26 protein-coding genes are annotated in these 23633 nt (G+C 67.8%); 12 read left to right on the forward strand and 14 right to left on the reverse strand.

Translation table 11 applies throughout. From position 1 onward, the window contains the following. Positions 1–192 precede the first annotated feature (192 nt). The 5 genes from BVIR_RS00005 to ccmA form a co-directional block, all read right to left on the reverse strand. Positions 193–765, reverse strand: a complete 573-nt coding sequence (locus BVIR_RS00005; RefSeq protein WP_055035888.1) for a DsbE family thiol:disulfide interchange protein — start codon at positions 763–765, stop codon at positions 193–195. Continuing rightward, positions 762–974, reverse strand: coding sequence for a heme exporter protein CcmD (gene ccmD, locus BVIR_RS00010; protein ID WP_055035889.1), 213 nt, complete (start codon positions 972–974; stop codon positions 762–764). Before ccmD ends, BVIR_RS00005 begins: the two co-directional genes overlap by 4 nt. A 7-nt stretch (positions 975–981) precedes the next feature. Continuing rightward, a complete protein-coding gene (locus tag BVIR_RS00015) occupies positions 982–1719 on the reverse strand; it encodes a heme ABC transporter permease (protein WP_055035890.1) in 738 nt (245 codons plus the stop codon). An 88-nt stretch (positions 1720–1807) separates the two neighbouring features. Then, entirely contained in the window at positions 1808–2476 is a 669-nt protein-coding gene (gene ccmB / locus BVIR_RS00020; protein ID WP_055035891.1) for a heme exporter protein CcmB, read from the reverse strand. Further along, positions 2473–3096: a heme ABC exporter ATP-binding protein CcmA gene (gene ccmA / locus BVIR_RS00025; protein WP_055035892.1), complete on the reverse strand. Its 624-nt coding sequence runs from the start codon at positions 3094–3096 to the stop codon at positions 2473–2475. Before ccmA ends, ccmB begins: the two co-directional genes overlap by 4 nt. A 323-nt stretch (positions 3097–3419) precedes the next feature. On the opposite strand from ccmA, the gene acnA reads away from it, so the two are divergent. The 3 genes from acnA (at position 3420) to BVIR_RS00040 (ending at position 7834) form a co-directional block, all read left to right on the forward strand. Further along, positions 3420–6128 carry an aconitate hydratase AcnA gene (gene acnA, locus BVIR_RS00030; RefSeq protein ID WP_055035893.1) on the forward strand — a complete coding sequence of 903 codons (2709 nt, stop codon included), beginning with the start codon at positions 3420–3422 and terminating at the stop codon, positions 6126–6128. A gap of 95 nt (positions 6129–6223) precedes the next feature. Further along, positions 6224–6964 carry a DUF1223 domain-containing protein gene (locus BVIR_RS00035; protein ID WP_055035894.1) on the forward strand — a complete coding sequence of 247 codons (741 nt, stop codon included), beginning with the start codon at positions 6224–6226 and terminating at the stop codon, positions 6962–6964. A 513-nt stretch (positions 6965–7477) separates the two neighbouring features. Then, positions 7478–7834 (forward strand): DUF2794 domain-containing protein, encoded by a 357-nt coding sequence (locus tag BVIR_RS00040; protein WP_082417265.1) that lies wholly within the window; start codon positions 7478–7480, stop codon positions 7832–7834. Between the two features lies 1 nt (position 7835). Here BVIR_RS00040 and BVIR_RS00045 read toward each other — a convergent pair whose 3' ends face one another. Then, positions 7836–8390, reverse strand: a complete 555-nt coding sequence (locus BVIR_RS00045) for a GNAT family N-acetyltransferase (RefSeq protein WP_145911928.1) — start codon at positions 8388–8390, stop codon at positions 7836–7838. Between the two features lie 109 nt (positions 8391–8499). Here BVIR_RS00045 and BVIR_RS00050 point away from each other — a divergent pair, with 109 nt between their 5' ends. The 4 genes from BVIR_RS00050 to BVIR_RS16560 all read left to right on the forward strand — a co-directional run bounded on the left by BVIR_RS00050 (position 8500) and on the right by BVIR_RS16560 (position 11293). Then, positions 8500–9411 (forward strand): IS1595 family transposase, encoded by a 912-nt coding sequence (locus tag BVIR_RS00050; RefSeq protein ID WP_055035895.1) that lies wholly within the window; start codon positions 8500–8502, stop codon positions 9409–9411. Between the two features lie 18 nt (positions 9412–9429). Further along, positions 9430–10287 (forward strand): hypothetical protein, encoded by an 858-nt coding sequence (locus tag BVIR_RS16555; RefSeq protein ID WP_145911927.1) that lies wholly within the window; start codon positions 9430–9432, stop codon positions 10285–10287. Further along, a complete protein-coding gene (locus tag BVIR_RS16185; protein WP_082416491.1) occupies positions 10280–10786 on the forward strand; it encodes a type II toxin-antitoxin system VapC family toxin in 507 nt (168 codons plus the stop codon). The genes BVIR_RS16555 and BVIR_RS16185 overlap by 8 nt, the downstream gene beginning before the upstream one ends. Before the next feature lie 171 nt (positions 10787–10957). Then, entirely contained in the window at positions 10958–11293 is a 336-nt protein-coding gene (locus tag BVIR_RS16560) for a hypothetical protein (protein ID WP_156331020.1), read from the forward strand. A gap of 153 nt (positions 11294–11446) precedes the next feature. Here BVIR_RS16560 and BVIR_RS00065 read toward each other — a convergent pair whose 3' ends face one another. Next, positions 11447–12235, reverse strand: coding sequence for a Bax inhibitor-1/YccA family protein (locus tag BVIR_RS00065; protein ID WP_055035897.1), 789 nt, complete (start codon positions 12233–12235; stop codon positions 11447–11449). A gap of 291 nt (positions 12236–12526) precedes the next feature. Between BVIR_RS00065 and BVIR_RS00070 the strand changes: the two genes are divergently transcribed. Continuing rightward, entirely contained in the window at positions 12527–12757 is a 231-nt protein-coding gene (locus BVIR_RS00070) for a hypothetical protein (protein ID WP_145911925.1), read from the forward strand. Positions 12758–12861: 104 nt separating this feature from the next. Here BVIR_RS00070 and BVIR_RS00075 read toward each other — a convergent pair whose 3' ends face one another. Both BVIR_RS00075 and BVIR_RS00080 read right to left on the reverse strand, forming a co-directional pair. Continuing rightward, on the reverse strand, positions 12862–15435 hold the full coding sequence (locus BVIR_RS00075) for an ABC transporter permease (protein WP_055035899.1): 2574 nt from the start codon (positions 15433–15435) through the stop codon (positions 12862–12864). 10 nt (positions 15436–15445) lie between these two features. Continuing rightward, a complete protein-coding gene (locus BVIR_RS00080) occupies positions 15446–16171 on the reverse strand; it encodes an ABC transporter ATP-binding protein (protein ID WP_055035900.1) in 726 nt (241 codons plus the stop codon). A 139-nt stretch (positions 16172–16310) separates the two neighbouring features. Between BVIR_RS00080 and BVIR_RS00085 the strand changes: the two genes are divergently transcribed. From BVIR_RS00085 to BVIR_RS00095, 3 genes are all read left to right on the forward strand, one after another. Then, positions 16311–16943 carry an arylesterase gene (locus tag BVIR_RS00085; protein ID WP_082417267.1) on the forward strand — a complete coding sequence of 211 codons (633 nt, stop codon included), beginning with the start codon at positions 16311–16313 and terminating at the stop codon, positions 16941–16943. A 99-nt stretch (positions 16944–17042) separates the two neighbouring features. After that, positions 17043–17576, forward strand: a complete 534-nt coding sequence (gene thpR / locus BVIR_RS00090; protein WP_055038558.1) for an RNA 2',3'-cyclic phosphodiesterase — start codon at positions 17043–17045, stop codon at positions 17574–17576. A 22-nt stretch (positions 17577–17598) separates the two neighbouring features. Then, positions 17599–17898 (forward strand): 4a-hydroxytetrahydrobiopterin dehydratase, encoded by a 300-nt coding sequence (locus tag BVIR_RS00095; protein ID WP_055035901.1) that lies wholly within the window; start codon positions 17599–17601, stop codon positions 17896–17898. A 135-nt stretch (positions 17899–18033) separates the two neighbouring features. Here the strand turns inward: BVIR_RS00095 and BVIR_RS00100 are convergent, their stop codons facing one another. Both BVIR_RS00100 and BVIR_RS00105 read right to left on the reverse strand, forming a co-directional pair. Further along, positions 18034–18327: a hypothetical protein gene (locus BVIR_RS00100; RefSeq protein WP_055035902.1), complete on the reverse strand. Its 294-nt coding sequence runs from the start codon at positions 18325–18327 to the stop codon at positions 18034–18036. Positions 18328–18654: 327 nt separating this feature from the next. Continuing rightward, positions 18655–20034 (reverse strand): hypothetical protein, encoded by a 1380-nt coding sequence (locus BVIR_RS00105; RefSeq protein WP_055035903.1) that lies wholly within the window; start codon positions 20032–20034, stop codon positions 18655–18657. Between the two features lie 90 nt (positions 20035–20124). Between BVIR_RS00105 and BVIR_RS00110 the strand changes: the two genes are divergently transcribed. Then, positions 20125–21462 carry a GH1 family beta-glucosidase gene (locus tag BVIR_RS00110; RefSeq protein ID WP_055035904.1) on the forward strand — a complete coding sequence of 446 codons (1338 nt, stop codon included), beginning with the start codon at positions 20125–20127 and terminating at the stop codon, positions 21460–21462. Between the two features lie 3 nt (positions 21463–21465). On the opposite strand, the gene BVIR_RS00115 is transcribed toward BVIR_RS00110, so the two are convergent. The 3 genes from BVIR_RS00115 to BVIR_RS00125 form a co-directional block, all read right to left on the reverse strand. Continuing rightward, positions 21466–22593, reverse strand: a complete 1128-nt coding sequence (locus BVIR_RS00115; protein WP_055035905.1) for an SbmA/BacA-like family transporter — start codon at positions 22591–22593, stop codon at positions 21466–21468. A 71-nt stretch (positions 22594–22664) separates the two neighbouring features. Beyond that, positions 22665–23048 carry a fluoride efflux transporter CrcB gene (gene crcB / locus BVIR_RS00120; protein WP_055035906.1) on the reverse strand — a complete coding sequence of 128 codons (384 nt, stop codon included), beginning with the start codon at positions 23046–23048 and terminating at the stop codon, positions 22665–22667. Positions 23049–23111: 63 nt separating this feature from the next. Beyond that, complete coding sequence (locus BVIR_RS00125; protein WP_055035907.1) at positions 23112–23486, reverse strand: DUF190 domain-containing protein; 375 nt, start codon at positions 23484–23486, stop codon at positions 23112–23114. Positions 23487–23633 lie beyond the last annotated feature (147 nt).

The following is a 23633-nucleotide window of genomic DNA, read 5'->3' on the forward strand; positions in this document are numbered from 1 at the left end:
CGAGGTGGCGCGGGCGCATTTTGGCATCGCCGGCCGTGCGGGCGAAAATCAAAAACTCCGGCGCGTCAGGTCCGGCGCAAGCGGGGCGGACAACGCTCGAGAGCGGCCGCCTGGTTCGGCCGGTGCGGCCATGTCATGGCGCTTTGAGGCCGGCGCGCGCTCGCGACGAGGCTCACGTCTGCGGAGAAGGCGCTAGTTTGCCAGCGCCTTCTCGATCTCCGGCAGCAGCGTCGATTTCAACGTGTCCGGCATGATCGGGCCGATAAACTTGTAGCGAATGGTGCCGTCGCGGCCGATGACGAAGGTTTCCGGCACGCCGTAGACGCCCCAATCGATGCCGGTGCGGCCGGACGGGTCGACACCGACCGCGACATAGGGATTGCCGAACCGGCCGAGGAACGCCTTGGCGTTGTCGTCCTTGTCCTTGTAGTTCAGGCCATAAAGCTTGAACCGCGGGTCCTTGGCGAGTTCGACCAGCTGGGGGTGCTCCTCACGGCAGGGGATGCACCACGACGCCCACACGTTCACCAAGGTGACCTGGCCATTCAGCGTGTCGGCGCCGAACCCCGGCAGGCCGCTGCCCGGCAGCGGCGTCAGCGCGAACGCCGGCACCGGCTTGCCGATCAGGGCGGACGGAATCTTCGATTTGTCGCCCGAGAACAGCCCGACCCAGAACAGCGTTGTCAGCGCGGCGAACAGGCCGAGCGGCAGCAGCGCGAGCCTCAGCCGGCGCGGGGCGGCAGGGGTCTTTTCGGTCGAGGTCATGGCAGGCCGGCTCCTTCCACCGCCGCCGCCGGCTTGGGCGTCGTCGCGGCCGGCCGGCGCCGGGCGTCGGCCACGGCCTCGAGCTTGGCGAGTTCGCGGCGGCGGGCGCGATAGTCGAGCATCACCCAGGCGATCAGGCCGAGCGTGATCGCCACGGCGGCGCCCCAGGCGAGCTGGATGAACAGGGCGTGCGGTCCAAGGTCGATCATGACGGGCTCACGCGGTGGCGCCGCGCTGGGCGGCGAGGATGCGCAGCGTGCGAACACGCCGGCGCAGGATTTCGTTGCGCATGGCGGACAGGTGCAGCGTGATGAACAGCGCGGTGGCGCCGAGCGCCATGATCAGCAGCGGCGTCAGGATCGAGGAATGGATGGTCGGGCCGTCGAGCCGGATCACCGAGGTCGGCTGATGCAGCGTGTTCCACCAGTCGACCGAGAACTTGATGATCGGGATGTTCACCGCGCCGACCAGGGTCAGCACCGCGGCGGCACGCCCGGCGCGGCCGGGGTCCTCCACCGTGCGCCACAGCGCGATCAGGCCGAGATAGATCAGCAGCAGCACCAGGGTCGAGGTCAGCCGGGCATCCCACACCCAGTAGGTACCCCACATCGGCCGGCCCCACAGCGCGCCGGTGAGCAGGCACAACAGGGTGAAGGCGGCGCCGATCGGGGCGGCGGCTTTCTGCGATACGTCGGCCAGCGGGTGCTTCCACACCAGCGTGCCGATCGCCGACAGCGTCATCACCACGTAGCAGGCCATGCCCAGCCAGGCGGAGGGCACGTGGATGTAGAGGATGCGGACGGTGGCGCCCTGCTGATAGTCCTCCGGGGCCACGAAGAAAGCGAAGTAGATGCCGACGGCGAGCAGGCCGGCGGCGAGCGCACCGCAAAGCGGAATGAGCGTGCGGGCGAACGCGAGGAACCGCGTAGGATTAGCCAGATCGATGAGCGCCATGGGCGGCTTTTACCGGGAGAGCCGGCGGCCTGCAATGCGCTGCGTCAAGGGCCAGCGAATCCACGTAGGCGGCGGCGTCCGTTCCGCCTCAGTCGAGCCCGGCCCGGATCGCGGCGCCGGCGGCGACCGGCCCCAGCACCAGGCTGCCGAGCGAGAGCGCGCACAGGATCGTGAACGGCGCCCCGAACGGCACGCCGCCGGTGACGGCGGCGTTCGAGGCCGAGATGCCGAACACCAGGATCGGGATCGACAGCGGCAAGATCAGCACCGCCACCAACAGGCCGCCGCGCCGAAGCGTCACCGCCAGCGCCGCGCCGACCAGCCCGATGAAGGTAAGCGCCGGGGTGCCGACCAGCAGCGTCAGCACCACCGCGCCGATCGCCGCCGGCTCCAGATTGAGCAGCAGCGACAGCACCGGCGCCGCCAGCACCAGCGGCACGCCGGTGGCGATCCAATGGGCGAGGCCCTTGGTGGCGGCGACCAGCTCCAGCGGGGTGTGCGCCATCAAGAGGAGGTCGAGCGTGCCGTCCTCCTGATCCTGGGCGAACAGCCGGTCGAGCGCGAGCAGGCTCGCCAGCAGCGCGCCGACCCACAGGATGGCCGGGCCGATGCGGCGCAAGAGATTGAGGTCCGGGCCGATGGCGAACGGCATCACCACCACCACGGTGAGGAAGAACAGCACGCCGACGAAGGCGCCGCCGCCGACGCGGACGGCCAGCCGCAGGTCGCGCAAGACGATGGACGTCAAAGCGGTCATTGCACCGCCTCCCCGGCGAGCTTGAGTTCGTCGGTGGTGACGGCGAGCGGCTGGTGGGTTGCCGCCATCACCAAGCCGCCGGCGGCAAGGTGGCCGGCGATCAGCTCGAACAGCCGCGCCTGAGCGGCGACGTCGAGCGCGGTGGTCGGCTCGTCGAGCAGCCACAGCGGCCGATGCACCACCAGCAGCCGGGCCAGCGCCAGCCGCCGCCGTTGGCCGGCCGAGAGATACTGCGCCGGCAGCTCGGCGAGCCGTGCCAGCCCGACCTGGTCGAGCGCGACGCCGAGCGCAACGCCGGGGCCGCCGCCGAGGGCGCGGATCCAGAAATCGAGGTTCTCCGCCACGGTGAGCGCCGGCTTCAACGCGTCAAGATGGCCGAGATAGTGCGCCTGCTCCGCCACGGTGAGTTCGGGGTCGAACCCCTTAAGCTCCAGCGTGCCCGACACCGGCCGCACCAGTCCGGCGGTGAGGCGGAGCAGCGACGATTTGCCGGCGCCGTTCGGCCCGACCAGCGCCAGCGCCCGACCGGCGGCGAGCGAAAACGAGAGGTCGCGAAACACCTCGCGGCCGCCGCGTTCGCAGATGAGACGCTCGCCGACGAGGCGCTGTTGTGACGGCATGACGAGAGAAACCGGCGAAACGGGACGGGAGAAGACCAACACCACGCCCGCTCCCCGCGCGCAAGAGGCCCCGGCGTGCCGGCGGCGCTCGCAACACGCCGGTAGCGACGGCGATCGCGCCGCGGCGGGCCGGCTTTGCCGCCTCAAATTGCGACATTCGTCGCAGGCGTTTCGGCAGATCTCGCGCGTGTTGTTTGAAGGGGCTATAAGCCGCAGTGCCGTCGCAATGATCTTGGGGGGTGGCCAGTTGGCTTGGCCGGACTCTCGGCATTGGCCCTGTGCGGCGTGCCAGATTTCACCTTCATTCGGGAACGGCTTCCGCCATGACTTCGCTCGACAGCTTCAAGTGCCGCAAGACTCTCACGGTCGGCACGAAGACCTACGCCTATTACAGCCTCAAAGCCGCCGAGAAGAACGGACTGAAAGGCATTTCCCGCCTGCCGTTTTCGATGAAGGTGCTGCTGGAGAACATGCTGCGCTTTGAGGATGGCCGCACCGTCACCAAGGACGACATCAAGGCGATGGCGGACTGGCTGACGTCGAAGGGCAAGTCCGAGCGCGAAATCGCGTTCCGCCCGGCGCGCGTCCTGATGCAGGACTTCACCGGCGTGCCGGCGGTGGTCGACCTCGCCGCGATGCGCGACGCCGTGGCCACGCTCGGCGGCGATCCCAAGCAGATCAACCCGCTGGTGCCGGTCGACCTCGTCATCGACCACTCGGTGATCGTCGACAATTTCGGCACCGCACGGGCGCTGAAGCAGAATGTCGATCTGGAATATCAGCGCAACGGCGAGCGCTACCGCTTCCTCAAATGGGGCCAGTCGGCGTTCGCCAACTTCTCGGTGGTGCCGCCCGGCACCGGCATCTGCCACCAGGTCAATCTTGAGTACCTCGCCCAGACGGTGTGGACCAAGAAGGAGAAGGTGATCAAGCGCGGCAAGGCCGCGACCGTCGAGGTGGCCTATCCCGACACCCTGGTCGGCACCGACAGCCACACCACCATGATCAACGGCCTCGCCGTGCTGGGCTGGGGCGTCGGCGGCATCGAGGCGGAGGCGGCCATGCTCGGCCAGCCGATCTCGATGCTGATCCCGGAGGTGGTGGGCTTCCGCCTCACCGGCAAGATCCGCGAGGGCGTCACCGCCACCGACCTGGTGCTGACGATCACGCAGATGCTGCGCAAGAAGGGTGTGGTCGGCAAGTTCGTCGAGTTCTTCGGCTCCGGCCTCAACGCCCTGGTGCTGGAAGACCGCGCCACCATCGCCAACATGGCCCCCGAATACGGCGCCACCTGCGGCTTCTTCCCGACCGACGAGGATACGCTGCGCTACCTCGCCGACACCGGCCGCAAGTCGGCCCGCGTCGCCTTGGTCGAGAAGTACGCCAAGGCCCAGGGGCTCTACCGCACCCGCGCCACGCCCGAGCCGGTGTTCACCGACACGCTGGAGCTCGACCTTTCCACCGTCGAGCCGTCAGTGGCCGGGCCGAAGCGGCCGCAGGACCGCGTGCTGCTGCCTGACGTCAAGGCGCGCTTCGCCGAGGCGCTGGCAGCAGAGTTCAAGCGTCCTGGCGAACAGGACAAGGCGGCCCCGGTCGAGGGCGCCGCTTACGAGCTGCACCATGGCGACGTGGCGATCGCCGCCATCACCTCGTGCACCAACACCTCGAACCCCTACGTGATGATGGCGGCGGGCCTCGTCGCCCGCAACGCGGTGGCCAAGGGGCTGAAGGCCAAGCCGTGGGTGAAGACCTCGCTGGCGCCGGGCTCGCAGGTGGTGGCGGAGTATCTTGCGGCGGCCGGGCTGCAGAAGGACTTAGACAAGGTCGGGTTCAACCTGGTCGGGTTCGGCTGCACCACCTGCATCGGCAATTCCGGCCCGCTGCCGGAGGCGGTGTCCAAATCGATCAACGACAACAAGCTGATTGCCGCCGCGGTGCTGTCGGGCAACCGCAATTTCGAAGGCCGGGTGAACCCGGACGTCCAGGCCAACTACCTCGCTTCGCCGCCGCTGGTGGTGGCCTATGCGCTGGCCGGCTCGGTCGCAAAGGACCTCACCACCGAGCCGCTCGGTACCGGCAAGGACGGCAAGCCGGTCTTCCTTCAAGACATCTGGCCCTCGCAGCGCGACGTCGCCGCATTGGTGCGCAAGTTCGTCACCAAGAAGATCTTCAAGGCCAAATACGCCGACGTGTTCAAGGGCGATGCCAACTGGCGCAAGATCAAGGTCACCGGCGGCCTGACCTACACCTGGGAGAACGCCTCGACCTACGTGCAGAACCCGCCCTATTTCGTCGGGATGGGCGCCGAGCCCAAGCCGATCACCGACATCGACAAGGCGCGGGTGCTCGGCCTGTTCCTCGACTCGATCACCACCGACCACATCTCGCCGGCCGGCTCGATCAAGGCGGCGTCCCCGGCCGGCAAGTACCTCACCGCGCACGGCGTGCCGGTGGCCGACTTCAACCAGTACGGCACCCGCCGCGGCAACCACGAGGTGATGATGCGCGGCACCTTCGCCAACATCCGCATCAAGAACCAGATGCTGGGCGGCAAGGAGGGCGGGCTCACCGTCCACTATCCCTCCGGCGACGAACTGCCGATCTATGACGCGGCGATGCGCTACCGCAAGGAGAAGGTGCCGCTGGTGGTGTTCGCCGGCAAGGAATACGGCACCGGCTCCTCGCGCGACTGGGCGGCCAAGGGCACCAACCTGCTCGGCGTCCGCGCGGTGATCGCCCAGTCGTTCGAGCGCATCCACCGCTCCAACCTGGTCGGCATGGGCGTGCTGCCGCTGGTGTTCTTCGAGGGCACCTCGTGGCAGAGCCTGGGGCTGAAGGGTGACGAGACCGTCACCATCAAGGGCCTGGAGAACGGCCTGAAGCCGCGCCAGACCCTGACCGCCACAATCACGCGCGGCGATGGCGAGACCTTCGACGTGCCGCTGCTCAGCCGGATCGATACGCTCGACGAGCTCGAGTACTTCAAGAACGGCGGCATCCTGCACTACGTGCTGCGCGGGCTGGCGGCGTAAATCGGTGGCCTCGCCGCCGGCCGTTGCGTGCGGCGGCGAGGCCACACACAGACGTGACTCCTCCGCGGACGCGGCGCGGTTTATGACAACGCTCGATGAAGCTGCCCCTGCGGATCCTCAGTGTTGTGCTGGCGCTGGCCCCGGTCGCCCCGGCCGCGGCGTTCGCCAGCGGCGATGCGCCCATGGTGGTGGAGCTGTTCACCAGCCAGGGCTGCTCGTCCTGCCCGCCCGCCGATTCCTACATCAGCGAGCTGGCCGACCGGCCGGGCGTGATCGCGCTGTCGCTGGCGGTCGACTACTGGGACTATCTCGGCTGGAAGGACACGCTGGCGCAGCCCGGCAACAGCGCGCGCCAGCGGGCCTATGCCGCATCGCTCGGCGACCGCCGGCTGTTCACGCCGCAGATGGTCGTCAATGGCCGCGAGTCGGCGCCCGGCCATGACCGGGCGACCATCGAGCACGCCCTGCGCACCGCCAGGGCGCTGACCCGAGCCACGCTGCCGGTGCGGGTGTCGGCCGAGCCGGGCGATGGCCGCGTCGACGTCACCATCGCCGACGCCGGCGGCCGCAGCGGCGAGGTGTGGGCGCTCGGCGTCCAGCGCCGCGTCCGGGTCGACATCGGCCGCGGCGAGAATGCCGGCCGCACCGCGACCTATCGCAACGTCGTGCGGTCGATGACCAAGGTCGCGAGCTGGAGCGGCCGGAGGGTCACCGTCAGCCTCGACACCGCCGAGTGGCTGGACGAGGGCTGCGATCTGGTGGTGGTGCTGGTGCAGGATGCGCCGGAGGGGCGGCTCGGGCCGGTGATCGGCGCCGCCACCGCGGCGCTGCGCTGAGCCCGATACCAAAACGCCACCCTGCGAGGGTGGCGAACATCGAACTCGACCGATCTGACGGCGCTGTCGGCAGCAGGCTAGAGCATCATCCGACCTGACTGCATCAGGTCAGATGCTCTAGGTCTTTGTAATTTCGCATTTTCTTTCGCACAACCGGAACCCACTTGTGCGGAAAATGCTCTAGCCTGGGCGTTTCTCACGCTCAGGCCGTCACGGCCGAAAGGTGGACCGACCGAGCTATACCCCGGGGGCTGGGGGGCTGGGGTTTTGCCGAGGCACCGCGCCGGTCGGTCCTTGGCTCAATAACCGTGAGACTCTCGTGTTGTTCCGGCCGCCCGAAAATAATGGCGTACGCCTTGGGCTGCCATGACTGAGCCTTGCGGGATTGGGCCGCGGCGATGCCGCCGTTTCCGCTTGAACGCCGCCAAATTCCAGCGATCATGACGCAAGGGTGACATTCTCCAGCAGGAGGCGCGCTTGGACGACATCGACCCTAGCCAGGCCCGCGGCGGCATGCCGGTCGATTGGACCGTGCCGCCCGCCGCCATCGCCGCCATCGGAGCCGCGCCGGCGTACATCACCTTCGACCGTCGCGAACTCGACAGCATCCTGAACCTCTACGGCCGCAAGGTCGCCACCGGCGAATGGCGCGACTACGCCATCGACTTTCTCAAGGACCGCGCGGTGTTCTCGGTGTTTCGGCGCTCGGCCGAGGTGGCGCTGTATCGGGTCGAGAAGGTCCCGCGCCTCGCCCGCAAGCAGGGCGCCTACAGCGTGGTGACGGCGACCGGGCTGATCCTGAAGCGCGGCTCCGACCTCGCCCGGGTGCTGAGCGCGCTCGACAAGCCGGTGCGGCTGGTGGCTGGCTGAGTCAGCGTCCGGGCGGCGGTGGCAGGCCGTCGCCTTCGCCCAGCGGGCGCTGCATCAGCACGCTGTCGAGCCAGCGGCCGTGCTTCCAGCCGGTCGACACCAGCGAGCCGACCATGCGAAACCCCATCGCGGCATGCAGGCCGATCGAGGGCGCGTTGTCCTGGTCGCCGATCACCGCCACCATCTGGCGAAAGCCGCGCGCGGTGGTCTCGGCGATCAGCCGGCCGAGCAGGGCGCGACCGATGCCGCGGCCGCAGGCACCCTCGGCCAGATAGATCGAATCCTCCACCGTGAAGCGATAGGCCGGCCGGGTGCGGTAGGCCCCGGCGTAGGCGTAGCCGAGCACGCCGCCGTCCGCACCGGCCGCCACCAGATAGGGCCCGCCGAACGCGGTGACGACGTCGAGGCGGCGGCGCATCTCGGCCTCGTCGGGCGGGTCGAGCTCGAAGGAGGCGGTGCCGGTGCGCACGGCCTTTGCATAGATCGCGGTGATGGCGGGAACGTCGCCGTCCGCGGCGGGGCGGAGGGTGAAGGCTGTCAGCATGGCACGACGCATACGCCAAATCCCGCCGGCGGGGGACCCCGCATCTTCCCCAAAGCAAAGGCGATTATATACTTGACGAACCACGGATGATTTAGTACCTTGAATCTCAAGGAGATAAGTCATGTCCGTGCTTTCCAAGCCCTTCTTTCACGACGAAGCCGCCGCGTTCGCCCATGTCGAGGCGATCCTGTGGCCGAAGGGGCCTGTCTGCCCGCATTGCGGCAACATGGGTAAGCACTATGATCTGGCGAAGACCCGCATTGGCCTTCGTAAATGCGCCGACTGCCGCAAGCAGTTCACGGTTCGCGTGGGAGCGGTCTTCGAGTCCTCTCATGTCGAACTGCACAAGTGGCTACAGGCGGTCTATCTGATCTGCGCTTCCAAAAAAGGCGTGAGCGCGCACCAGATGCACCGCATCCTTGAAGTCACGTATAAGACGGCGTGGTTCATGATGCACCGCATCCGCGAGGCTATGCGCTCTGGCGATCTCGCGCCCATGGGCGGCGAAGGCGGCATCGTGGAAGTGGACGAGACCTTTATCGGTCGCGAGCCCGGCAAGCCGGTGCGCCGCGCCTACCATCACAAGATGAAGGTGCTCACCCTCGTTGATCGCGAAACCAAGCAGGCCCGCAGCATGGTCGTGGACGACCTCAAGCCCGCGACCATCGCCCCGATCCTGCGCGAGAACATGAGCAAGGAAGCGCGCCTCGCGACCGACGAAGCCGGCCACTACCTGCACATCGGCCGTGAATTCGCCGACCATGGCGTCGTCCGCCACGGCAAGGAAGAGTACGTCGTGGGCGAGGTCCACACGAACACGATTGAGGGCTATTTCAGCATCTTCAAGCGCGGCATGAAGGGCGTGTATCAACATTGCGGTAAGCAGCATCTGCATCGCTACCTTGCGGAGTTCGATTTTCGGTACAACAATCGCTCTGCGGTGGGTGTAGAGGATCAGGAGCGGTCAATCCGCGCCCTGTCCGGCATCGCCGGCAAGAGGCTTACCTACCGTGGCTCACGAAGCGCCACGTGAAACCTAAATAGGTGTTGCGTGGCGGAATTTCTGGCAATCACGGTGCATCCGTCAGCGTTAGGTGAAAGCGACCTGACGGTGGCGGATGCCATGCGTCAGGTTCTCGACGTGATCGAGTTGGTCGAGAAGGCCGACGAGGTTGAGGGCTCGGAAGAGTCAAAGGTTGTCTGGCGGCTAAAGAGAGCTTCGACGAATAGTCCGTTTACGGTCGAGGCGCAGGGCTGGTCCAAAGACCCTGCTGTTTCAGTTGATGTGCGCGCCGCTCGGGCGAAGCGAACCGCCAGGGAGGCCATAGCAGGGCTTCTTATTTCTCACGAGCCGCCTGATTGGATGGATGGCGCGGCGCTGAGGACTGCAAAACGGCTTCTCGAACGAAACTTAAATGGGATTGGGCAAACAGACCTGCGGATGGGCGACGATCCAATCCAGATTTTCCCTGCCACAGCCCAAATCGGAGTCATCTCGCTTGAGAAGGCGTTGATCGACGAGAAATTGTCCGCTCCAAACCTTCGACGAACTGAATTCGGATCGTTTGAAGGGGAGATCATCGCAGCGACCCGCCACTATCAGAATCCGGCCCTCGTTATTCGCGAGCGATTAACGGGTGATCGCATCACCTGCGTTTTGTCACCCGACATTGCCCAGCAGGTCGGGCCGGCCCATAGTTGGACCGAGATATGGGCCGGGCGGCGAGTCATGGTCGGCGGTGCGCTGCATTACAGTACAGAGGGCCAAATAGCCAAAGCGGACGTCGACGCGCTTAGCGTTGTTGATGAGAGGATTGTTGATCTCAATGAGTTACGCGAACTCGACATAACAGGTGGCATGTCTGCCGCAGATTTTTTGAACCTCATTCGTGGCGCGGATAATGGCTAAGGCTAAGAGGGTCTATTGGGATTCTTGCGCGTGGTTGGGCCTCTTGAACAAAGAAGACGGCCGCAAAAGGCCATTAGAGATTATCTATAACGGTGCACGGGACGGCTCATATGAGCTATGGACTTCTACGTATTCATTGGTTGAAGTAAATCGATACGAACATGAAATGGGTAAGCCAAAACCCTTGAGCGCAGAAAATCTCGATCTAATCAAAGCATTCTTCAATCAGCCGTTCATCAAACTTCTGCCGGTTGACATGGAAATAGCCGATATGGCGCGAAAGCTGGTCCGAGAGACGCCTAAACTCTCTAAGAGACCAGACGCAGTGCATTTGGCGTCCGCGATCCGATGGTCTCTCGACGAGATGCATACCTATGACGGATCGGACTTGCTCCATCTCTCTGAAAAGTTCGCCACCAAGGCGGGCACTCTCATCAAGATATGTGTACCCGATGAGGCATCAGATGGCCCGCTCTTCGCAGCCCTTGGCAAAGGATAAGCAATCGCAGCGGTTCGTCGACGCCGCCCGCGAACTTGGCGCCGATGAAGACGAGGCACGCTTCGATTCAGCCTTGAAAAAGGTGGCATCAGCACCGCCGCCTAAGGGCGCGCCCAAACCCGAGCCGAAAAAGAAGCCCGCTGAGTAGCGGGCTTTTTCATGGAGACATCAATGGAGCATTGGTCTGACTGTGCGCTGCATGCCGCCGGGTTTGCCTGTGACTGCGGCGGCTTACAACTGGCAGATTATGCGCCGGAACGGTTTCGCGTTGCGGACATATCCATTCCGGGGCGCGTCGGATTTTTCGTCGATCTCGGCAGCAGAGAAGGCTTCGTCGAGGCGCATTGTCTTCCAACCGATACGCTCGTTGCTATTGCTGCCGCCACGAACCTGCCAGACGCTCATGGCGAGGTTGCCAGCAGTCGTTTCCCCAACGGTGTGAACCTCAACAACCCGAGAAAAGCCGTCGTAGCGCAACTCAAGGCGCTTACCGCTTCTCAACGCTGAACACGCCACCTCTGCCCACATGGCGAGCCTCCTAGAGTTGCCGTCAGGACAGCCTATCCCGATTCGCGCGTGGTTCGCGAAGTATATAATTCCCAAAGCAAAAGGCCCCGGATTTCGCCGGGGCCTCGGTGCGACGGTTGAAGCCGCGTTCGGTTACTCGCGGTTGCCGAACAGCTGCAGCAACATGGTGAACATGTTGATGAAGTTCAGGTAGAGCGACAGCGCGCCGAGGATGGCGCTCTTCTGCTGGGCAAAGCCGTCCATGCCGCCATAGAGGTACTCGGTCTTCAGGCGCTGGGTGTCGTAGGCGGTGAGGCCGGCGAACACCAGAACGCCGATCACCGAGATGGCGAACTGCATCGCCGACGACGCCAGGAAGATGTTGACCAGCGAGGCGATCACGATGCCGATCAGGCCCATGATCAGGAACGACGCCATGCCGGACAGGTCTTTCTGGGTGGTGTAGCCGTACAGCGACAGCGCACCGAACGAGGCGGCGGTGATGAAGAACACCCGCACGATCGAGGTGTGGGTGAACACCAGGAAGATCGAGGCGAGCGACAGGCCCATCAGGCCGGCGAATACCCAGAAGGTGATCTGGGCCGACTGCGCGCTCATCGAATTGACGCGAGCGCTGAGCAGGAACACCACGCCGAGCGGCGCCAGCATGATGACGTACTTGAGCGGGCTGACGAACACCCACTGACCGAACGAGGTCAGGAACACGCCGTCACGCAGGCGAACCACCGCGTCCGCCGGGTTGTCGGTCACCGCGAGCATGTAGGTGCCGAGTGCTGCGAAGCCCGTGATTGCGAGCCCGAGCACCATGTAATTGTAGATGCTGAGCATGTAGGCGCGCAGGCCGGCGTCCACCGCAGCGGCCTCGGCGCGCGAGACCGTTCTGCCGAACGGCGCTGCAGCGTTCCGATCAAACTGTGCCATCGTAATCCTCGTGCTTTCCCTGCCGGAGATCACTCGTGGTGCTCGCCCCCCGGCCGACCCGAGAAATATGGAGGCAAATCGAGGCGGCACAAGACCGCGCCGGCCTTGATCCTGCCGTTAAAGTCGGCGTGCGGCGCCAAGCCGCGCCGAAGGGTTAACCATCTGAAAACCCAGACCGCCGCCGCTCCGCGCCTCCGCAAAGTCCACATCGCGCCAATTCGAGCGAAAACGCCAACCATTACGCAAGGGGGCGGCGACAGCATGCACGGGCCAGGATGGGAGACCGCGACCATGCAAGACCCGGTCGACAATATGAAGGCTCGCGTACGCTGCCCGGAATGTCGCAGCATATTTCGCGCCCGGATCCATCGGCTGGTGTTCGCCGAGCCGGTGGCCTGCCCGGTGTGCCGAACCCAGCTCCGCTTCCACGTCAGTCGCCATAGCGAGAGCGAGGACGTCGAGCACTATATCCGATACGTGGAACAACGCACCCGCCACCCCCATTTCTTCGCCGGTCGCTGACGGCTTCGGCGAGGGAACGCCACGCCGGCTCCGGCCCTTGCGCCGGCCCGGCGCTCTCCCGAAATCCCCTCATCCGCCGCCAGACGGCTCGGCCGGGGTTCGCATCACAGGTGCCGCAGCACTGGCGCGGGCTTTTCGCCGAGCGCGCGCCAGGTGCCGGCCAGTCCGAACGCCACCGTCAGCACCAGCGCCGCCACCACTGCCACCACCGCGCCGGGGCCGTTCCACGCGAACGGGATCTTCATGGCGTAGGTGACGATGGCCCAGCCAGCGACCGAGCCCGCCAGCACGCCGAACACCGCGGTCACCAGCCCGAGCGCGGCGTATTCCAGCACATAGGCCGTGAGCAGCCGGCCGCGGGTGGCACCGAGCGTCTTCAGAATCACCGCGTCATAGACGCGGTGGCGGTGCCCGGCGGCGAGCGCGCCCGCCAGCACCAGCACGGCGGCGACCAGCGTGAGGATGCTGGCACCGCGGATGCCGTTGATCAAATTGCCGACCAGGTCGTTGACCGCGGCCAGCGCGTCCTTGACCCGCACCGTGGTCACAGTCGGGAACGCCGCCGCCACCTTGGTCAGCACGTCCAGCTCGGCCTTTGTTCCGTCGCTGCCGTTCGCCAGGCTCAAGGTGGCGAGGTGGGTGTGGGGGGCGCCGCGGAACGTTTCCGGGTTGAACACCAGCACGAAATTGATGCCGAGCGACTCCCAGTCGAGCGTGCGCAGGTTCGACAGCGTCGCCTCGATGTTGCGGCCCAGGACGTTGACCACGATCTTGTCGCCGATCTTGAGGTCGAACGCCTCGGCGATGCGCTTTTCCATCGATACCAGCGGTGGGCCGGTCTCGCCGGCCGTCCACCACGCGCCCTCGACCACCCGCGAGCCGTCGGGCGGGGCCTCGGCGTAGGTAATGCCCCGATCGCCCGACAGCACCCAGGCGACGTTCTGCGGCGCCTGGATGGTCTCGACGGCACGGCCGCCGAGCGAGATCAGCCGGCCGCGCAGCATCGGCACGCGGGTGAGCTGGCCGTCCGGTACCAGCTCCGTGATGAAGCGATCGAACCGGCCGGCCTCGGCGTTGGGAATGTCGACGAAGAAGAAGCTCGGCGCCCGCTCCGGCAGCGAGGAGGTGAGCTGGCGGCGCAGGTTCGAATCGATCTGTGCCAGCGTGACGAGCAGCGCAAGCCCGAGCCCGAGCGACAGCACCACCGCCGGGGTCACCGTACCGGGGCGGTGGATGTTGGCGATCGCGAGGCGCAGCTCGGTCGAGCGCACCCGCGGCACCCGGCGGGCCAGCGCCATGATGGCGGCGGCGACCAGCCGCAGCAGCACGAACACCGCGCCGGCGGCGCCGACATAGACCGCCGCGAGCCAGGGGTCGCCGGAGGTGAAGATCGCCAAGGCGGCGAGCGCCGCCACCGCCACGGCGGTCAGCACGGCGTAGCGCGGCCGCGGCCAGCGCCGCTCCGGCGCCACCATGTCGCGGAACAGCGCCGACACCGGCACGTCGTGGGCGCGGCCGAGCGGCCACAGCGCGAACGCCGCCGCGGTGACGAGGCCGTAAAGCAGCGCCAGCCCCAGCACATCGGGATAGAGCGCCGGTGCCAACGGGATCGGAATCACCGCGCCGAACAGCGCCGCCACCGCGAACGGCAGCGCCGCGCCGACGGCAAGGCCGATGATAACGCCGAGGCCGCCGAGCAGCAGCACCTGGGCGAGGTAGATCGCAAACACCTTGGCGCCGGAGGCGCCCAGCGCCTTGAAGGTGGCGATTACCTCGCGCTTCTTGTCCATGTAGCTCTTCACCGCGCTCGCCACCCCGACGCCGCCCACCATCAGCGCGGTGAGGCCGACGAAGGTGAGGAACTGGGTGAAGCGCTCGATCTGACGCTCGAGCTGCGGCGAGGCGTTGGCGCGGGTGCGCGCCTCCCAACCGGCCTGGGGGAAGGCCGCCTCCGCCGCCTCGGTCAGCGCCTGCGCCGCCGCGTCGGAGCCGTCGGCCAGCAGCACACGGTAGGTCCAGCGCACCAGGCTGCCGGGCTGCACCAGGCCGGTGGCGCGCAGCGCGTCCTCGCCGACCAGCAGGCGCGGGCCAAAGCCGATGCCGCCGGCGAGGCGATCGGGCTCCTGGCGCACCAGGGCGCGCAGCTCGAAGGTCGCAGCGCCGACCTCGATGCGGTCGCCGGGCTTGAGGTTGAGCCGAGCCAGCAGGGCGGGGTCGGCGGCGGCGCCGAACGCGCCGTCGCGGCGGGCGAGGAGATCGGCGGTGGCGAGCTGCGGGTCGAGCTTGAGCTCGCCGAGCCTCGGATAGCCGGCATCGACCGCCTTCATTTCGACCAGCGTCGAGCCGCCGTCCGCGGCGCGGGCCATGCCGCGCATGGTGGCGACCACGCCGACGGTGCCGCTGCGGTCGAGAAACGCCCGCTCCTCCGGGCTGGCCTCGCGGTGGATCAGCGAGAACGCCGCGTCGGCGCCGAGGATGGTGCGGCCCTCGTGGGCGATGCCGTCGGTGAGGGCGCGCGACATCGAGCCGACGCCGGCAATGGCGGTGACGCCAAGCGCGATGCAGGCGAGGAAGATGCGAAAGCCCTGGATGCCGCCGCGCAGCTCGCGCACCGCGAGCCTGACTGCCAGCGCGGCGCCGGCCAGCGCACCGGGCGAGGTGGAAACGAACGCGCTCATAGGCCGGCCTCTACGCCAGAACCTGGGCGCGCGACGTCGCAGCGCCCTCGATGCCGCCGGAGCGGATGCGCACGGTACGGCCGCAGCGCCGCGCCAGCTCGAGGTCGTGGGTGACGATGACGAGCGTGGTGCCGCGTTCGCGCTGCTGGTCGAACAACAGCTCGACGATGGTGCCGCCGGTCGATTCGTCGAGATTGCCGGTCGGCTCGTCGGCGACCAGGATCGGCGGGTTGGGGGCGAGCGCGCGGGCCAGCGCCACGCGCTGCTGCTCGCCGCCGGACAGCTGGGCGGGGTAGTGGTCGAGCCGGTCGTTGAGCCCGACGATGGCGAGTTCTCGCTCGGCGCGGGCGAAGGCATCGGCGGCGCCAGCCAATTCCAGCGGCACCGCGACGTTCTCAAGCGCCGTCATGGTCGGGATGAGGTGGAAGGACTGGAACACGATGCCGATATGGCGGCCGCGGAAGCGGGCAAGGTCGTCCTCGCTCAGCTGCATCAGGTTCTCGCCGGCCACCGTCACCCGGCCCGAATCGGGTTTCTCCAGTCCGGCCAGCACCATCAGCAGGGTCGACTTGCCCGATCCCGACGGCCCTACCAAACCAACCGCCTCGCCCCGATCTATGGTGAGATCGATGTCCTTGAGGACATGGACGCGGGCCGCCCCTCGGCCCAGCCAGAGATCGACCCCCGACAGGGCGATCGCCGGCTCCGGTTGTGCTGTCGCCGAGGTTTCGGTCATGCCGATATTGTCCTGGTTCGGGCGCCGCCCCGAGATGGAAGAGTTCATGACGGCAGAATATGGGGAGTTTCCGCGCCGGGACCAGAACCGTGGCGATTCAGGGCGCCGCGGGCTTCTGGCCGGGGCCGCAGGGGTGCTGATGACGATTTCGCTCGCCGGTTCAATGTCCCACGTCGCCGATGCCGCGAACGAGGGCGGCGCGCTCCGCCTGGTGGCGCTGGGCGACAGCCTTACCGCCGGCTACGGCCTGCCGGCCGATGCGGCGCTGCCGGTGCAGCTCCAGCGCCGGCTCGAGGCGCGCGGTCACAAGGTGGTGATCGTCAATGCCGGGGTGTCGGGCGACACCGCCTCCGGCGGGCTGGAGCGGCTCGACTGGTCGATCGCCGCCGACGCCGAGGGCGCGATCGTGGCGCTCGGCGCCAACGACGCGCTGCGCGGCATCGACCCCGCCGTCACCCGCAAGGCGCTCGATGCCATCCTGAGCCGCCTTCGGGCCAAGGGGCTGGAGGTGCTGCTGGCCGGCATGCTGGCACCGCGCAATCTCGGCGAGGCCTACGCTCGAGCGTTCGATGCGATCTATCCTGACCTCGCCCGCCAGCATGGCGTCGAGTTCTATCCGTTTCTGCTGGAGGGGGTGGTGGGGGTGCCGCGGTTCAACCTGAACGACGGCATCCACCCCACCGCCGAGGGCGTCGGCCTGATCGCCGACCGGATGCTGCCCGCGGTCGAGCGGCTGCTGGCGAAGGTCGAGGCCAAGCGGGCCGGGCACTGACGGCCGCGACTGTTGCCGGTCGTGGTTGACCGTGCCGGCGCCGTCCGGCAAACCTTGGCATCGCTGCGCGGGCGGGGCCGCGCTGGCGAGGAGGGTGTGATGCCGCGTCTCTTCACCGGGCTGGAAATCCCGGCCGAGATCGGCAGCTCGCTCATGTTGCTGCGCGGCGGGGTGCCGGGGGCGCGCTGGGTCGAGCCCGGCGACTTCCACATCACCCTGCGCTTCATCGGCGATGTCGACGATCGCGTCGGCCGCGAGGTCGCCGCCATGCTCGGCGACATCCGGCGCAAGGCGTTCGAGCTGTCGTTGGTCGGGCTCGACGTGTTCGGGGGTCGGAAACCCCGGGCGATCTATGTCCCGGTGGAGGCGCCGTCGGTGCTGGCCGAACTGCAGGCCGAGCACGAGCGGCTGATGCAGCGGATCGGCCTTTCACCCGAAGGTCGCAACTACCGGCCCCACGTCACCCTGGCCCGGCTGCGCGAAACGGCGCCGCGGACGGTGGCGGACTATCTGGCGGCGCGCGGCCTCTATCGCAGCCCGCCGTTCCGCGCCTCGCGCTTCGTGCTGTTCTCGTCGCGGGCTTCGGTCGGCGGTGGTCCGTACGTCGTCGAGGCGGCCTATCCCTTGCTCTGATGTTGAGCCTTCAGGAGGTTTCATGCGCGAAAAGCTGATCGGACCGAAACGCGAGCAGGCGCTCAAGGCGCTCCACGGCTGGCGCGAGGTCGAGGACCGCGACGCTATCACCAAGCGGTTCGTGTTCCGCGATTTCAGCGAGGCGTTCGGCTGGATGACGCGCGTCGCCCTGGTGGCCGAGCGCATGGACCACCATCCCGAATGGCTCAATGTCTACAAGACGGTCGAGGTGACGCTGTCGACCCACGACGCCGGCGGCGTCACCGAACTCGACGCGGCGCTGGCCAAGATCATGGACGGTATCGCCGCCCAGGTCCGGTGAGACCCGGAGCAGCGTCGGGCCACCGGGCCGCTGTCGCTGGAACTGCCGAGCCCCGCCGCTGCGGCGAGGCTCCGATCCGATGTGACCCAACGGACACGGGCGGACGGTGACAACCGCCGCCCAGCCGGCCGATGCTCACTGGTAATACGGCGACGGGACAAAGCGGCCGCCGCGGCCGGGTCCGAAATACTCGGTGGGCGTGCCCTGATAATAGCCGTAATAGCCGGGCGGTCCGAAATCGCCGCGCCGGGTTATGAGCGAATTGATGGGACCATCCGGAAACACCACGTCACCCCGATTGGGACCCAATGCCCCGCCGCCCGGCGGTTCGCCCGGAAGGTCGAGGGCCCGGAGGTCGGTACCATCGTTCGCTACGGCGGCACCTGCCATCAGCGCCGCGGCGGCGATTCCGATCAGCAGTTTCTTCATCGGAGTTCTCCTCTCAACGAGCACATCTTCCGCAGACGCGGAACCAGGTTTGCGGAAGACCGTGCGATAATTCAAAAGCTTGCGGAGCGTGCGGCCGGGGCGATCGGTGCGATGCACCCTGCCCGACGCGCCACCCCAAGCCATCAGCCGGCGAGAGGTTCCGGCGGCCGGGGCGGCTGGGGGTTGCGTGAAAGGCCAAGCCCACGCGGAAAGCGTGCAGGCGCGCGCGCTTGACCAGTCATGATTTTGTGACCGGCAAGGCCGTTGGGGTCGGGCCGGGGTTTTGACCGGGCGGCGGGGGCGGCGACAGTCGCGGCCGGCTGGCGGTCAGGTCACGCCGCTGGCTCGGGTGCCGGCGTGCAGGGCGTCGGCGCTGGCGTTGGTCGTTGTCATCGCCGCGGTGAGCTCGGCATAGACCGCATCGGCGATGGTGACGGTGCCGTAGTTCGAGTTCTCGCCGTCGGGGCGGCCCTCGGCCGGCTGGTCGGCGTGCTCGAACCAGTGATAGCCGACCAGCGTCGGCTGCCCCAGCGCCGCGGTGACGAACCGCCCAAACGCCGCCGCGCGCTCGGCCTGGGTCGCAACCCGTGGCGAGGCGCCGCGGGTGTTGGGCAGGCCGGCATCGTCGCCGCGCACCGAGAACTCGCCGATCAGCGCGGGCTTGGCCGCCGCCGCATAGGTGGCGATCGCGGTCAGCGGCTCGGCGGCGTAGCAGTTGAACGACACCACATCGAGGTGGCGGCCGGCTGCCGCCACCACCTCCCGCTGCGGCGGGAAATGGAAGCGGCAGCCGAGCACGAGGTGGTTCGGCGCCACCGCCCGCACCGCGGCGGTGGTAACGGCGAAGTAGCGCTCGGCAACCTCGCCGGAAAACGAATCGCAGTCGCCGACGAAGGTGGCGCGGTCCGGGCAGACGCGGTTGAGCGTGGCCTCGTCGGCCGCGTCGCGATCATAGATCGCCAGGCGCGGAAACGGCTGCACGATCGGCGCCGGGCTTTCCGCCACCGCCGCGAACGAGCTGAGCCCGGTGCGCCACACCGCCTCGAACGCGGCGAAGTCGGCGTAGCGCCGGCGCAGATGCTCGGCCGCGCCGGCGCGGCCCGGCCGTCCCACCGGCAAGTTGAGGTACAGCGTCAGCAGCTCGTCGCGGCCGCGCCAGTCCGGCCCCCAGCGCAGCTCGTTGTCGACGAACCAGCCCACCACCGCCGCCTCGTCGCGGTAAGGACTGCAAAGATCGAGGGCGCGCTGGCGCGCGAACGCCTCGAAGCGGGGGTCGAAGACGTCAGGAAACGCATCGCCCCACGGCTCGGCCGGGCCGGCGAAGCTGAACGCGAACTTCTGGCCGAGGTCGAGCAGGGGCGCGATGGCGAGCGTGGTGCCGGCGGCGGCCACCTGTTCGTCCGACCACGCCCCCAGCGTGTTCACGCCCCACGACCGGAGTCGCGCCGCCGCCGCCCGCCGCCATGCTTCGGCGCTGCCGTATTTGGCCAGGCACGCCTCGGCGTAGGGAACGCGGTCGCTGTCGCCGGCCCGGTCCTGGTCGATGCGCACGGTGTTGACACCCTTCGACAGCCAGCGCCCGCCGTCGGGATCCACCAGCCACCACACGCCGTCGAGGCAGGCGGTGCGGAAGAAACCGGCGGCGTGCAAGCGGCTGTCACGGCGGCCGCCCCAGCGGGTTGCCGCGGTTGAGAGTGATTGCGTCATTTCAAGTCCGTTCTGTAGCTTGGCTATGCGCCGGCGCCGACAGGTATAAAGTGAGAGGCATCAAAGGCGATGCCGAGGAGGGAGGCCACCATGGCGCCGACAGCCCACGTCCACCATCCGGTGCCGCGCGACTTTGTCTGGGGCACCTCGACCGCCGCGTTCCAGATCGAGGGCGCGGCCCGCGAGGACGGCCGCGGAATGAGCGTGTGGGACACGTTCTGTGCCGCCGGCAAGGTGGCCAACCGAGACACCGGCGACGTCGCCTGCGACCATTACCACCGCTATCCCGAGGACATCGCCTTGATGCGCGAGCTCGGGATCGGCGCCTATCGGTTTTCGGTCGCCTGGCCGCGCATCCTGCCGCACGGCCGCGGCGCGGCGAACGAGCCGGGGCTGGCGTTCTACGACCGGCTGATCGACGCGGTGCTGGAAGCCGGCATCGAGCCGTGGCTGTGTCTTTATCATTGGGACCTGCCGCAGGCGCTGGCGGACCGTGGCGGCTGGCTGACCCGCGACTGCGCCGGCTGGTTCGCCGACTATGCGAGCGTGGTGGCGCGGCGCTATGGCGACCGGGTCAAGCGCTGGGTGACCATCAACGAGCCGTCGGTGTTCACGCTGTTCGGCTACGGCCTGGGCGACAGCGCGCCGGGGGTGTCGGGTCCGGCGGCGCTGCGGCGGGCGACCCACCACGTCAATCTCGCCCACGGCGCGGCGGTGGACGTGGTGCGGGCGCACGTCGCGGGTGCCGCCATCGGCTGCGTCCACAGCCGCCAGCAGTGCATTGGCGCCACCGATTCGGAGGCTGATACCAAGGCGGCGGCGCTGTTCGGCGCCCATTGGAACGACGCCTTCCCCGATCCGCAGCTTATCGGCGCCTATCCGGCGCTGATCGCCGAGGACATGGAGCCCTATGTCGCCCCCGGCGACATGGCGCGGATCTGCCGGCCGGTCGATTTCTTCGGCATCAACCACTATTCGCCCAACTACTGCCAGGCGGCGCCGTGGTCGCCGCTGGGCTATGGCTTCGGGCCGATGCCGGCCGGCACGCCGAAGACGCCGATCGACTGGCCGATCGTACCCGACGCCTTCCGCGCCGTGCTGGTCGAGGCGTCGAGAAAGTACCGCCTGCCGATCTATGTCACCGAGAACGGCATGGGCGGGCACGATGCGCCGGACGCCACCGGCGCGGTCAATGATCCCGAGCGCATCGCCTATCTCGACGCCTATACCGGCGCGATGCGGGCGGCGATGGCCGAGGGCGCCGACATTCGCGGCTATTTCGTGTGGTCGCTGACCGACAATTTCGAGTGGGGCGCCGGCTACGCCTCGCGGTTCGGCATCGTCCATATCGACTACGAAACGCAGAAGCGCACGCCCAAGGCGTCGTTCCGCTGGTTCGCCGAGCTGATCCAGGCGACGCGGCGCTGACGGTCAGGTCGCGGCGGCGTCGGGCGGGTCGGGGTCGGTTGGCCCCGGCGGCGGCGCGGCGGGGGCGACCGCGTCGATCGCCACCAGCAGCGTGGCGACGCGGTGGGCGGACGAGCGCCAATCGGCCAGCCGGTTGTAATTGTCGACCACCCAGTTGAAAGCGCCCTGGACGGTGACGAACGCCGCCGCCGCCTGGGTCAGTTCGCCGAGGCTCATGGTGCCGTCGAGGTATTTCGGCGCGCACAGCAGCCACGCCACCACCGGCGCCAACAGCACGTTGGACTGCTGCACCAAGGTGGTGCGGGCAAGCTGGTAGGCGAGGTCGCGCCAGCGCCGCAGCGCCGCGATCACGCCGACCCAGATGGCGCGGCGTTCAGAATAGGTCGCCGCCAGCTCGGCCTGGGTTTGGCCGCGCAACAGGTCGGCGGCGGCGCGGAAACGGGCCTCGGCCTGGTTCTTCTGCTCGATCACCCGCGGCAGCCGCCGCCCGATCAGAAACATCATCGAGGTGAAGAAGGTCGAATACAGCACCACCGCGAACACCAGGTAGGCCGGAATGGTCCAGGCGGAGCCGAACGCCTTGACGGTGAGCGAGCCGCCAACGCTCCACAGCACGCCGAAAAAGGTGAGCGCGGTCAGGACCGACGATACCAGCGCGGTGGCGAGGTCGACCGGGGCGTCGGTGGCGAGGCGAATATCCTCGGCGATGCGGTATTCCGGGTTCTCCGAGCCGGAATTGACGTGGCCGATGCGCTGGAAGCGGTTGTCGGACAGCCACAGGTCGACGACGTAGCGCGTCATCGCCTCGCGCCATTTGCGCTGGGTGGTCATGCGCACCACCACCGCGGTCGCCGACAGCACCACCGAGGTGACGGCCAGCGGCACGAACAGCTTGGCCTCGAACATCAGCGCGGCGGCGTCGCGCTTCTCCAGGGCGTCGAAGAACCGCCCGTTCCAATAGTTGAGCAGGAACTGGACGCCGATCTGGGCCAGCACCAGCACCGCCAGCACCGCGCACAGGCTCCACGCCACCCAGGCGCGCCGGCCGCGCCAGAACATCAGCGCGGCAGACCAGAACCGGGAAACACGCTGCTTGTACTCGGCCCAGGTTTCGGGCGTTTCGACGACCATTGAACGACTCGGACGATGGGGTTGGCTGCGGAGAGCTGGGGCGGTGGAGGGGTGCGCCGCAGGCCGGCGGGTCAGCGGTTGACGGCAAGCCCGGCGGCGAGGCCGATCCAGGTGGCGGCGAGGCACAGCACCACCGACGCCGTGATGTTGGCGCCGGCCCACAGCCATTCGCCGTCGCGGACCAGGTTCAGGGTCTGCAGGCTGAAGGAGGAGAAGGTGGTGAAGCCGCCGCAGAGGCCGAACATCAGGAACAGCCGGGTGTTGGCGGACAGGAACAGCCGACCTTCCGGGATGGCGAACGCCGCGACCAGGCCAATCACGAACGAGCCCAGCACGTTGACGGCCAGGGTGCCGAACGGAAAGCTCTCGCCGACCCAGCGGGCGGCCAACCCCGAGCATCCATAGCGCGCCACGCTGCCGAGCGCGCCGCCCACGGCCACCAACAGCAACTCCATCTGGTCGGTCCATCCTGGTTTGTCATGGGGTGCTCCGCGCCGTGCCCGCCGCGTACCCGGCGCCTATGGCTCAAGCCCCGCCCGTTCCTTCAGGCCGTCGGGGCCGTATTGCAGCACCTCGACCTTCTCAAGCGTGACCAGGCCGCTGGTCGGCCCGGCCGACATCATGGCGTCGAGCATAGGCAGGAAGCCACGAATCTTGTCCTCGGTGTCGACGATCTCGACCACCATCGGCAGGTCGAACGACAACCGCAGAATTTTGGCGGTATGCAGGCGGCTGGACTGGCCGAACCCCATCGGACCGCGCAGCACGGTGGCGCCGGCGAGCTGGCACTCGCGCGCCTTGGTCACGATGGCCTCATAAAGCGCTTGATGGCCATGGCGGTCGCTCTCGCCGAAGAAGATGCGGAGCAGCATGGCATTCCTGGCGATCTGCATGGTGCCTCTCCCGGCGCGCGAGCCATCGCGCGGCGGCTAGGATAGCACCGCCTCGCCGAGCGGGGCGAGGGCGCAGGCCGAACAGCTCGGTGGAGGGTGCGGCAGGGCCGCCACGACCGCCCGAACAGGGCGGCAAAACACGGAGAA

The organism is Blastochloris viridis (genome assembly GCF_001402875.1).
GTDB lineage: Bacteria > Pseudomonadota > Alphaproteobacteria > Rhizobiales > Xanthobacteraceae > Blastochloris > Blastochloris viridis.